We start from the raw sequence: 12347 nt of genomic DNA, 5'->3' as shown, positions 1-12347 counted from the left end.
GATGAAAAACGGAGTGCCTGTAAAACTCCCCCTAGGGTGCAGGAAAGGTTTGGAGTATTACAGGACTTTTTGGAGGTGATGCGCTATGCCCTAGTCACCAGTTCCTCAAGACCAATCGGGATTAGTCTTTTAATTTTGCAGCTTTGGCTTTAACAGTCGCCAGGTTACCGTTCACTGCCTTGGTCATGCGGGTACCGTAGTCAGCATCTGCCTTGTAGAAGTAAGACAACATGATGTGCTTGGTTTCTGAATCTTTCACTGCACCTAAGTCAGCAGCAAGGTTCATGATCAGGTCATCTTTCTCTTTAGCCGTGTATGAACGGTACAGCTCACCTGCCTGCTTGAAGTTCTGCTCTTTCACACCAATTTGCTGTACATGACCAGATAATGGTGTTTGTACCGCACGTGCTTTTTCAGTGGCAGCTTTTGGCTCTTTACGGCTTGGCTCATAGTTCACATCCGAGTCACGCTCAGAGATATTCATGTAGCCATCCTGATTATCGTTGTTCACATTTACCACTGGACGGTTCACCGGAATTTGCTGGTGATTCGCGCCTAAACGGTACATTTGGGTATCTGAGTAAGAGAAGATGCGGCCTTGTAGCAGGCGGTCTTCTGATGGCTCGATGCCCGGAACCAGATTACCTGGCGCAAATGCCGACTGTTCAGTTTCGTTGAAGAAGTTCTTCGGCATACGGTTCAGCGTCAAAGTACCCACTTTGGTTTCTGGCACCAGCTCAGTTGGCCAGATTTTAGTTGGATCTAACGGATCAAAATCAAAGCTGTTTAGATCTTTAGGATCAATCACCTGGATATACAGATCCCATTTCGGGAAATTACCTGCATAGATGTTGTTATAAAGATCATTGGTCAAGTGGTTGAAATCTTTACCTTGCTGTTCAGCCGCTTCTTTCACGTTCAGGCCCTTCACACCCTGTTTAGAGCGGAAGTTGAATTTCACGTACTTGTATTCGCCCTTGTCGTTATACAGTTTGTAGGCATGTACACCGAAACCGTCCTGTTCGCGGTAGCTGGTTGGGACACCTTGCTTGCCATAAACATAAGTCAGCATGTTGGTTGCCCAAGGCTGGCTCGACAGGAAGTCAAATACACGGTTGGCATCTTGTACATTGGTGACCGGGCTTGGTTTCATCGCATGGATGAAATCCGGGAATTTGATCGCATCACGGATAAAGAAGACTGGCGTCTGGTTACCAACCAAGTCCCAGTTACCTTCCTGGGTATAGAACTTCACTGCGAAACCGTGCGGGTCACGTAAAGTCTCTGGTGAACCTTTACCATGAATTACGGTAGACATACGCACAAAAACTGGAGTTTTGGTACCGGCCTTGAATAAAGAAGCAATTGTTAAATCAGACAGATCTTTCGTAGTAACGAATTCACCATAAGCCCCTGTACCACGTGCGTGAACCACACGTTCAGGAATACGCTCGCGACCAAAACGTTGCAGTTTTTGAACCACTTGCACATCTTGCAGCAAAGTTGGACCTTGTGGACCCGCAGTGATCGAGTTCTGGTTGTCGCCAACTGGTGCCCCGTTATCTTTGGTTAATGGCGCAGCTTGGGCAGCTGTCACCGTTGCAAGCATTGCAACAAGTAATGAACGCTTAAACATTTCTAAATCTCTCAATTTAATACCTTTCCTGCATGCAGCTAAGATACTTGAGAGTAAAAAATAGATAAAACAGATAATTTTTATGCTTACGATCGTGTTTTTAGATAGTTTAAAATATTATCAATGATAATCAATAAATTAAGCCCGTTTTTTAGACATTAACTTAATAATAGATGAGTCTGATCTTGCTACAATGGCGGCATTTTTAAATCTGACTGAAATTGATTATGCGTGCATTATTACAACGGGTACTGGAAGCCCAAGTCGTGGTCGATGGTGAAACCACCGGGGAAATTGAAAAAGGAATTCTGGTTTTTCTAGGTTTAGGTAAAGATGACAATCTGGAAAAAGGCAAAAAGCTGATTGATAAGATATTGAAATACCGCTTCTTTGATGATGAACAGGGTAAAATGGGCTGGAACGTTGCCCAGGCCGACGGTGGTTTATTGCTGGTTTCACAATTTACCTTGATGGCACAGACCCAGAAGGGTTTACGTCCAGACTTTGGCCCAGCTATGCCGCCTGCCGAGGCTAAAGCACTTTATGAGCAGCTGGTAGAATATGCCCAAAGCCAGTTTGAACATGTGCAAACCGGTATTTTTGCCGCTGACATGAAAGTGCATCTGGTCAATGATGGACCGGTGACGTTTAATTTAGAAGTTGAATAATTTATTTTTATCAGTACTTTGATTTTAGATTGAGCGTGGTATCCGCTTCCATATTTGAATTGATTTTAATCCTGATATCGCCGGAGCTGCCTGCTTCAATATAATTATTCACGGCTGCAAACTTAGTCAATGGAAGTTTATTAGGTATTGCTTCACTGCGGCCTCCCCCTTGCGGATGATTGGGTAAAGGCAATCCGAAGATTGTTAGCCCTGTATCTCCGCTGGGATGGATCTTAAAAGCAATGCTGTCTCCTACAGCAATATTTTTTAGTTTTTTCTCTCCACCCTTATATTGAATGATGACGACAGCTAAATGCTGTTCACTCTGATTTTCCAACACAATATCAATATCATTCGGAGCAGGCTTACAGGAAATAAGCATAATCAAGATCAACCCTACATAGATTATTTTCATATCACTCTGATTATTATTTTTTTCGACTTATCCATTAAAAAACCGATTACATTTGCATGCAATCGGTTTTTAGTTATTTTTAAAGATTAGCTCTAAACTTAACGACCAGTTTTTTCTTTAATAAACTGACGTACCATTTTCACTTTTTCTTTGACTGGCTTTGGCAATTTTGGTGGAATCATCTTCGCCACTTGGTTAAACCAGACCAGCAGGCCGAAGTCACCTTCCATTTTGATCGTGCCACTTTGCATGCCGGTCATAAATGCCGTCGGGTCACCTTTGACCAAGGTCTTTACACCCTGCTCACTGTCAGCAAACTGCAACACAAAATCAGCTTTTTCAGCATCACCCGAAACCGTATCGATATGACCGTTATCCACAATAATCTGACGTGCCATGCCTTCATCCGTACCAATCTGAATACGGAATTGACGTCCATGTACCAGTTCAATGAATTTTGGGCTGGTACGTGCCAACTGCTTCATACGTAAAGCTAGACCTGCGACCAGTAAGTCCAGCGGATCTGTACTCATATCGATAAGAGGAAGTTTTAACACAGGAATGGATGACAGTTTCATGGAGGATGCCTATTCTAATTGTACGAAAATTGACAAATATCCTAGCATAGTTCTGGACTAGGTGGATTATGCAGTTTGTATCATATTTCCAAACTGAAAAATGCACCCATGGGTGCATTTTTTTCATTGCAACTTGTAGAATTAACGGCTTGAAAGCTGCTGCTGGTCGTCTTCATACACTGGCGTATGTTCGATGCAACGGCGTTTTGCTAAAGCACGCTCAGCACGACGATCTTCACGCAACAACAGGCCAGTCACGACCATCATGACCGCAGTTAACGCGCTCAGATAACTATACGTCATTGGTAGCTCAAACCAGGTTTGAGTTCCTACACGAATCACCTCGATCAGGCCCCATACCAGCATCCCGGCCGCCATAAAGCTTAACCAGCGACGATAAGGCGAGAAGAACACAGCAAGCACAGCTAAAGCGACTAAACTGAAGCCCACAATCGTTGCTAAATTCGCTGTTACCATATAACCCCCTCCATCCAGATAGATAGTTTCCGCTTGATATTGCAACGCTTCTATCTATTGAATTTCGTTAAATCAATAAAATGGAATCTGTTGATTTGTATCTCTATGCCTGCATTATGCTGAGTTTTTTGCATAAAAAAAGTCCTGTCATCCAGCCTAACGACATACTTTGTCGCGATATTATATTGTCATTACATTTTTTGCTTTTCACATTTTTGTGGATCAACGACTGCGCCAATGTTGGCGTGTCATTACAAAATTATCAGTAGTTTTTTTAAGTGAAAAAATTATTTTCCCGTTTAAGATGATCGATGTTTTTGTAGCCATATTTCAGATATTCCTTATATCACTCACATCATAAGCAATAAAAAACGCGACCCAAAGGTCGCATTTAAAATCAATCAAAGCCTGTACTTATGCACGGTTCAGGTCTTTATCATGTACGCCGAGCAGATACAGCACCCCATCCAGACCGACGCTAGAAATCGCCTGATTGGCATTTTGGCGTACCAATGGTTTGGCACGGAAAGCCACACCGAGTCCTGCAATGGATAACATTGGCAAGTCATTGGCGCCATCACCGACTGCGATGGTTTGTTCCAGGGAAATCCCCATTTCTTGGGCGATTTCACCGAGCAAGAAGGCTTTGCGTGCGCCATCGACGATATGACCTTTGACTTCACCGGTAACGACACCATCCTGCACATCGAGCGCATTGGCATGCACTTCATCAATATCCAGTTTAGTTTGCAGATATTCCGCAAAATACTGAAAACCGCCAGAAAGAATTGCAGTACGGTAGCCCAATGCTTTTAAAGTCGAAATCAGGCGTTCAGCCCCTTCGGTAATGGTCAGGCGCTCGGCAATTTTCGGGAGTACCGATGCGTCCATACCTTTTAACAAGGCGACACGGGCACGGAAACTTTGCTGGAAATCCAGCTCGCCTTGCATGGCACGTTCGGTAATTTCTGCAACCTGCTCACCAACACCGGCTTCAATTGCCAGTTCGTCAATAACTTCCTGCTCGATCAGGGTTGAGTCCATATCGAAGCAAACCAGACGGCGGTTACGGCGATAGGCATTGTCTTCCTGCACCGCAACATCGACATTCAGTTCATTCGACAGGCTGAGACAGGCCGCGCGCATGGCAGCAGCATCCAGCATCTGTCCACTTAAACCGAACTGGACACAGGCACGTTTTGGCCCGGCACTCTGACCATCTAAAGCTGGACGGCCAGACAGACGGGTCACGGTTTCAATATTAAAACCCTGACCCGAGACAATCTGGGTCACGGCTTGCAGATGAGAGGCATTTAATTCAGGGGCCAATGCCGTTACGATATAACGTGTGCGTCCACCTTCTTTGACCCACTGATCATATTCAGTCGCAGAGATCGGTTTAAAGCGCACAGTTAACCCGATATCATGTGCTAGAATCAGGATCTCCTTCATGGCTAATGCTGTCGCTGTCTGGTCTTCAGAGGCTACAACAATACCTAAGGTTAACTGATTATGAATAACCGCTTGCCCTACATCTAAAATCTGTAGGGAATGGGCGGACAAAACCTGCATTAATCGTGTAAATTGATTAGGCTGGTCAGGTCCTAAGAATGATATAAGAATGATTTCTCGCATGAATTGACTCGGGTCTGAGCTACAACTATTGTTAGAATCATAATCGAAATTGAACAGAATTGCCTTGGAAGTTTACGTTGAATGCGCCTAGACAAGGGCTATTTGCTAGCCTATTGATTGTAAGTTTTGCTCTGCATACCTTTTTACTGGTATTGGCAACCACTCACCAACTGAATGAAAACCGTGCCAATCAGGGACAGCTGATCACCAGTCAACTGGTGACAGACAGCCTGTCTGAGCTTGAACCGCCCAACCGCGTTTCTCTGGCGTTGCTGGCAAATCGTTATGCCACCAATCCAAGTGTCGCTTCCATCCGGATTCTGGATGCGAAAGCTCAGGTTTTAGCCACTGGCGGACTGACCAAAACCCGCGAGGGTGAAGTTTTTGTCCGTGATGCGCTGCAAAATGAGAAAAAAGTCGGTGTGATTGAAATCACCCTGATTGAGCCAAGTATTGGTGAAATTCTGCGCACGCAATGGCTGGCAATTCTGTTCTCTTTCATCATTCATGGTCTGCTCTGGGTCGTTTATCGTGCCGTGGCACGTCCAAGCCGAACCGAATATCTGGCGCGCATCAATAACGAATCGCGGCTGAAATTCGAGATTCAGACCCTGACCCAGGCATTGGAACAGGAAAAGCATAATGCGGCACTGGCGATTGCCCAAGCCCAACAGGCAGTGAAAAACAAAGCCAAAGAAAAAGAACATAAGCCGGCGGTACAGGAGAGCGATAGCCTGAGCTTAAACATCCAGTTCTACGATCCAAAACAGTTACTGGATAGCGTGAATAAAACCGTTTCGGTGCCTTATTTCAATCTTTGTCAGATTTTCCTGAATAAAGCCACCGAACTCTGTGTGCAACGCTATAAGTTAAATAGTTCTGATATTTGTACCGTACATAAATTTGATGAAAAAGGTGCCACCATCAGTATCGCAGCAGACAAACCGAATGCCCTGGCCTGCCTGACCATGATCAGTGCCGTGTTCCAGCTGCTTTCGGAAGTGCTGTATAAACGTTATCGTGAAGAAAAACGTTTTGTGCTACAAACCCGCAGCGCGATTGCCTCTAAAGTCGAGGAGATGCAGCTCAGCTCGGTACAGGCCGCTGAGCGTCTGACTCAGCATTTGGTCGCGAAAGAAAGTGCCTTGCATGTACCGAATACCTTGCTGAAAGATGTGAGTGATCACTTCCAGCTGGTCAGCATGCCGAATCCAACCAATGTCCTGACCCGTCATGCTTTTGTGGTGAATGGGATGGATGCTGAAAGCGCCGAGCTGGCACAGACTTTTAGAACCGAAATTCTAAAATCCAAACAGTCCAAAGCCTCATAAATATCCTTGAATGTTGCAATTAAAAAAGCCGGATTCAACATCCGGCTTTTTTATGGGTATAAAAAATACGCCAGTGTGTCTTGGCCTATCCCTTAAATTTTTAACTGTTTTTGTTCCAGCAGATATTGCTGGGCATTATAAGGCTGGACCGGATTCTGACAGGGGACTTTATGCCACTGACCATCGGCATCTAACTCCCAGGCATTGTGACAATCTTTTAAATAGCTGATCAGGCCATCTTTATAAATCCGTTTTTTCAGCTCTGGATCCAGCACCGGGAAACAGGTTTCAACTCTGGAAAACAGGTTGCGCCCCATCCAGTCAGCACTGGCACAATACAGTTTCTTGGCGCCGCCATGCTCAAAATAATAGACCCGGGTATGTTCCAGGAAACGCCCAACGATTGAACGTACCTGAATATTTTCTGACATGCCGGTGACTTGTGGAATCAGACAGCAGATTGAACGGACAATGAGGTCAATTTTTACCCCAGCCTGCGAAGCCTGATATAAGGCAGCAATCAATTGCGGTTCAGTCAACGCATTCACTTTGATGATGATATGGGCGGCTTTGCCAGCCAGAGCAAATGCCTTTTCCTGGTCAATCAGTTTCAGCAGTTCGCTATGCAGGGTAAACGGTGCATGCAGCAAGGCTTTCAGTTTGGCCATTTTGCCCATGCCGGTCAATTCCTGGAACATGCGGTGCACATCTTCACAGATATCCGGCTGTGTGGTCATCAGGCCGTAATCGGTGTACATTCGGGCATTACCGGCATGATAGTTTCCGGTGCCCAAATGCGCATAACGCAGTAATTCCTGATTTTCACGCCGGACGATCAGAATCATTTTGGCATGGGTCTTATAACCGACGATACCATAGACCACCACTGCCCCGGCTTCTTGCAGGATATTGGCCACCATAATATTGGATTCTTCATCGAAACGCGCCCGCAGTTCAATCACAGCCGTGACTTCCTTGCCATTCCGTGCAGCCTCTGCCAGCACCTGAACGATTTCTGAGTCTGGCCCACTACGGTACAGCGTCTGCTTGATCGCCAGCACCGCCGGGTCCTTGGCCGCTTCGCGCAGTAAAGTAATCACCGGCTGGAATGAATCAAAAGGATGATGCAGCAGTACATCCTGTACCTTTAAAATTTCAAAAATACTTTTCTGTTTACGGAAAATTTTCGGAATGACCGGACTAAAATGCGGATACTTTAATTCCGGACGCTCAAAGCTGGTACTCAGACGGGACAAATTGATCGGTCCATCAATCCGGTACAGTTCCTGTTCCGTCAAATCAAATTCATCTAGCAAATAGTCGATGATATTCTGTGGAGAGTCATTTTCAATTTCCAGACGTACTGCACGACCAAAGCGGCGCGAACACAGTTCGTCTTTTAAAGCCACTGCCAGATCATCAACATCTTCTGACAGTACCAGATCGGCGTTGCGGGTGACCCGAAAAGCATAACATCCGGTCGCTTTCATGCCCGGGAACAAATCACTGATATGCTGCTGAATGATCGCAGTCAGAAAAATCTGGGTGGTATTGTTTCCGGTGACGTCTTCCGGAATTTTAATCAGGCACGGTAAGGAACGTGGTGCTGGCACAATCGCCATCTCGATTTCACGGCCAAAGGCATCTTTACCTTCCAAGCTGATAATAAAGTTCAGACTTTTATTCACCAAACGTGGAAAAGGATGTGAAGGATCCAGACTGATCGGGGTCAATACCGGTTGCACTTCTTTGGCAAAAAAGGCTGCAATCCAGGCCTTATGTTTTTCCAGAAGATCCTGGTATTGAAGAAACTGAATCCCTTGCGCCTGAAGTTCAGGCAAAATCGCATGATTCAGCACCTCATACTGTTTGTTAACTGTGGCATGAATGGACTGGGACAGTTCTTGTAGAATCAGCTCGGTGGGTACAGCATCAGGCGTCCGGGTAGTCGCATTCAGGTCTTGCTGTTTCATCAGCCCGGCAATCCTGATTTCAAAAAACTCATCCAGATTACGGGAAAAAATAATCAGGAAGTTTAAGCGCTCTAAAATCGGTAAATTCGGATCAAGTGCTTGTGCCAAGACACGACGCTGAAATTCAAATAAGGAAAGTTCCCGATTAAAATAGGTCGCTGACGAATGCTGAAATTGTTCCATGCCCTCTCAATGCTGCTGATTACAGTCTGTTGTTTCACATCATTGAGGGGCGATCTTAGGCAGACTTCATGACACTTATGTTACAAAGTTCGATAAATCCATATAAATTAATATTTTAATTTTTAAAATTATAAAAAATCATCCTCTGGCTTGTTGCGCGCTGTCATCAAACTGCAATTAGGTGTCTGTTTTTTCAGTTTGTCTGGCAGCCCAATAAGTGGCTAAAGCTGGCCCTGAAATATTATGCCACAGGCTAAAAATGGCGCTTGGCAAAGCTGTCATTGGAGATGCAACAAAATGGGTTGCCGCCAAAGCCACACCCAGACCAGAATTCTGCATACCGACTTCAATGGATACTGCACGACAGTCTATTTCTGCCAAGTGAAATATACGACTGGCCCAATAACCCAGTAAATAGCCCATACCATTGTGTAAGGCCACGATTCCTAAAATCATTAACCCAGACTCCAGAATCTGGGCTTTACTGCCGGCAATAATCGCCGCGACAATTGCCACAATCGCAATCACAGAAATCAACGGCATGACCTGAATATAGGCCGTGACTTTTTGCTTGAGTAGCGCCCGTACGATTAAGCCCAGAATAATCGGGAATAACACCACCTGTAAGATCGACACCAGCATCGACCAGGCATTGATCTCAATCCACTGACTGGCCAACACATAGAAAATGGCCGGAGTTAAAATGGGCGCCAGTAAAGTCGAAACCGAGGTACAGGCGACCGACAAGGCAGTATTGCCCTTGGCCATATAGGTAATCACATTGGATGCAGTTCCGCCCGGACAGCAACCCACCAAGATTACCCCGATGGCAATCTCTGGTGGCAGCTGGAACAGCTTGCACAGCAAAAAGGCCAAACCCGGCATCACCATAAACTGGGCGACGACGCCAATCGCTACTGCCTTCGGACTTTGCAAGACACTTTTAAAATCTCCGACGGTCATGGTCATGCCCATGCCGAACATGATGATGCCCAACATCCACGGAATATAAGCCCGTAACCAGACAAAAACTTCAGGGATCATCAAGGCAATGCCGGAAAAAAGCAGCACCCATAAAGCAAAGGTTTTTTGGACAAATTGACTAAACTGGAGCAAGGCTGACATGGGTTTCATCCAGGTGACATTAAGGGAGAAAAAGCAAGATAAAACAGGCACCCGTTGATGCCTGAATTTTTATATTCAAATATAAATAAGATCAAAGGGATATTAAGTTCTATCCCTATCCAGTGTTAAGCTGCTTGAACAATATCTTTCACATAGATACGTTTCACGCCATGCGACAGCATATCCTGCCAGGCATGTTGCAAGGAACCATTCAGGTCAATGCCCTTGGTGGCATCGGCAATCACATAGGTTTTAAAGCCCAGTTTGCAAGCATCGATTGCAGTCCAGGCCACACAAAAGTCCGTAGCAATCCCGACCACAAATACGGTATCAATCCCACGTTCACGCAGATAGCCAGCAAGACCCGTCGGGGTTTTCTGGTCAGCTTCCATAAAGGCCGAGTAACTGTCGATCTGGGAATGAAAACCCTTGCGAATGATGAGTTGTGCTTGCGGTAAATTTAAATCCGGATGCAGTTCGGCATCGCGTGTCCCTTGCACACAATGCTTTGGCCATAAGACCTGAGTGCCATAATCCAGCTGAATGCTGTCATAGGCTACTTTGCCGGGGTGGTTGTCTGCAAAAGAAATATGGTTGTCCGGATGCCAGTCTTGGGTCAGGATAATATGCTTAAAATGCTGCCCCAATAGATTAATATTTGGAATAATCTGGTCAGCATTGGCTACAGCCAGATTGCCTCCCGGGGTAAATCCTCTTTGTACGTCTACGACCAGTAAAGCAACATTATTCTGCATCTGTTTTCATCCATTGAAATCTCGATTTATGCCCAAGCATAGCGCAAAATACCTCAGGATTTTTAGCTCTACGGTTAAAAATGGCATGACTGTGTATTCTCGGCATGTGTATATGAGCAGATCAATAGATTCATTGTTTTTGACAAATATGAGATGAGTTCCGGGCTTGTATCAAGCTAGATCTCTACAAAAAATAAGTTTTAAGATATAAAGTGATGAGCCTTTCTAATTAGAAAACAGTATATTTAATTCTTAAATTCTGAAAATAAAAAAGCCTGCAAAAGCAGGCTTTTTAAAACCCTGGAACATTACACTTTAGTGCGGTTCACCAGGAACAGCATACATAATGCAGAGATGATGATACATGGGATCGCAGCGCTAATGACTCCCGCAGCACCAAAACCTGCTGTCAATAACTGACCGGCAATGACTGGACCCAGCATGGCACCGATACGGCCAACTGCAGACGCAACACCAACACCAGTACCACGCACTTCAGTCGGATACACGATACTACCGAAGGCATACAGTACGCCCTGACAGCCAATCACGAAGGCACCGGCCAATGCGGCTGCCATATACATCTGGTTCAGCGAGCTTGCCCCATTCAGCGCCAGTAGACCTGCCAAAATACCACCGTACATCAACAGGATCACATAGGCTTTCTTCCAGCGGTCGGTCAGCATACCCAAAATAATCGTACCAATCGTCGCTGTAACCATGAAGTAGAACTGTGCGGTTGAACCATCCTTACGTGTGAAGCCAAGTTCCATAAACAATGATGGCAGCCAGCTCAACATGATGTAAACCACCATCAAGGTAAAGAAGTAGCTCACCCAGATACACAGCGTACGCAACAGGTTGTGCGAATTAAACAGGTCCTTGAATGAACCCTGCGGTGCAACAGCAAGTTCTGCTGCCGTTTTGTTCTGTGCTTTCAGGTATTCCTTCGATTCAGGCAAAAATAGCATCATTAGCGGAATGGCAAAAATCGGTAACAGACCACCGAGATAGAAAACATTTTTCCAGTTGGCACCAAATTCCGTCGCAGCAATCAAAGACAAAATCGCTGCACCGACTGGCATGCCGCAGTACATCAAGCCGACTGCACGACCACGATTTTGTGGAGAGACAGCTTCAGAGGCGAGTGTGATCAGAATCGGCATCGCGCCACCTAGCCCTGCTCCAGCCAGGAAACGCACTGCCAGCAAGCTGTTAAAGCTATTGACCCAAACCGTACATAAGGTAAATACAGCAAACACTGCTGTCGACCAGATTAAGACTTTCTTACGGCCAATACGGTCCGCAAATCGCCCACCAACCAGTGCACCCGGTAATAAACCCAGAATCCCTGCACTAAAAAACACACCCAACTGGGAACTATCGAGACCAAAATGCTCACGAATACCTGCAGCAGCAATTCCGGCTGCCTGAATATCTAAGCCTTCAATCACCGCAATCAGAAAACAGATCGCGACCGTGACGATAGCATGCTTATTGTCTGATTTTTCCATTGGATTATCCTTGTTCAATCAGCGTTACAAAAGACAGCCATCATCTATGAGCCTGAT

Annotated in this window: 11 protein-coding genes; 2 read left to right on the top strand and 9 right to left on the bottom strand. The window is 45.5% G+C overall.

Translation table 11 applies throughout. The features are described 5' to 3' along the window. Positions 1-121: 121 nt before the first annotated feature. On the bottom strand, positions 122-1636 hold the full coding sequence (locus tag Q9R24_RS07915; protein ID WP_213686583.1) for a catalase: 1515 nt from the start codon (positions 1634-1636) through the stop codon (positions 122-124). A gap of 227 nt (positions 1637-1863) precedes the next feature. Between Q9R24_RS07915 and dtd the strand changes: the two genes are divergently transcribed. Beyond that, on the top strand, positions 1864-2304 hold the full coding sequence (gene dtd / locus Q9R24_RS07910) for a D-aminoacyl-tRNA deacylase (RefSeq protein ID WP_311203993.1): 441 nt from the start codon (positions 1864-1866) through the stop codon (positions 2302-2304). Between the two features lie 10 nt (positions 2305-2314). Here dtd and Q9R24_RS07905 read toward each other — a convergent pair whose 3' ends face one another. From Q9R24_RS07905 to serB, 4 genes are all read right to left on the bottom strand, one after another. Continuing rightward, positions 2315-2719, bottom strand: a complete 405-nt coding sequence (locus Q9R24_RS07905; protein ID WP_311203992.1) for a hypothetical protein — start codon at positions 2717-2719, stop codon at positions 2315-2317. Positions 2720-2817: 98 nt separating this feature from the next. Further along, positions 2818-3297, bottom strand: a complete 480-nt coding sequence (locus Q9R24_RS07900) for an SCP2 sterol-binding domain-containing protein (RefSeq protein ID WP_044108790.1) — start codon at positions 3295-3297, stop codon at positions 2818-2820. Between the two features lie 141 nt (positions 3298-3438). Continuing rightward, positions 3439-3774, bottom strand: a complete 336-nt coding sequence (aciT, locus tag Q9R24_RS07895) for a ciprofloxacin tolerance protein AciT (protein ID WP_311203991.1) — start codon at positions 3772-3774, stop codon at positions 3439-3441. 414 nt (positions 3775-4188) lie between these two features. Next, the gene (gene serB / locus Q9R24_RS07890) at positions 4189-5409 is read right to left on the bottom strand and encodes a phosphoserine phosphatase SerB (protein ID WP_311203990.1); all 1221 of its coding nucleotides are present in this window, start codon (positions 5407-5409) and stop codon (positions 4189-4191) included. Positions 5410-5486: 77 nt separating this feature from the next. Between serB and Q9R24_RS07885 the strand changes: the two genes are divergently transcribed. Further along, complete coding sequence (locus tag Q9R24_RS07885; RefSeq protein WP_311203989.1) at positions 5487-6740, top strand: hypothetical protein; 1254 nt, start codon at positions 5487-5489, stop codon at positions 6738-6740. 92 nt (positions 6741-6832) lie between these two features. Here Q9R24_RS07885 and ppk1 read toward each other — a convergent pair whose 3' ends face one another. The 4 genes from ppk1 to mhpT form a co-directional block, all read right to left on the bottom strand. Next, the gene (ppk1, locus tag Q9R24_RS07880; protein ID WP_311203988.1) at positions 6833-8896 is read right to left on the bottom strand and encodes a polyphosphate kinase 1; all 2064 of its coding nucleotides are present in this window, start codon (positions 8894-8896) and stop codon (positions 6833-6835) included. Positions 8897-9073: 177 nt separating this feature from the next. Beyond that, on the bottom strand, positions 9074-10021 hold the full coding sequence (locus Q9R24_RS07875; protein WP_311203987.1) for a bile acid:sodium symporter family protein: 948 nt from the start codon (positions 10019-10021) through the stop codon (positions 9074-9076). A gap of 125 nt (positions 10022-10146) precedes the next feature. Continuing rightward, positions 10147-10776 carry a bifunctional nicotinamidase/pyrazinamidase gene (gene pncA, locus Q9R24_RS07870; RefSeq protein ID WP_005105311.1) on the bottom strand — a complete coding sequence of 210 codons (630 nt, stop codon included), beginning with the start codon at positions 10774-10776 and terminating at the stop codon, positions 10147-10149. A gap of 308 nt (positions 10777-11084) precedes the next feature. Then, entirely contained in the window at positions 11085-12290 is a 1206-nt protein-coding gene (mhpT, locus tag Q9R24_RS07865) for a 3-(3-hydroxy-phenyl)propionate transporter MhpT (RefSeq protein WP_311203986.1), read from the bottom strand. Between the last annotated feature and the right edge of the window lie 57 nt (positions 12291-12347).

Source organism: Acinetobacter sp. RRD8 (genome assembly GCF_031844225.1).
Lineage (GTDB): Bacteria > Pseudomonadota > Gammaproteobacteria > Pseudomonadales > Moraxellaceae > Acinetobacter.
Note: the sequence above shows the minus strand (reverse complement) of the source record. Positions and strands in the feature narration are given on the sequence as shown.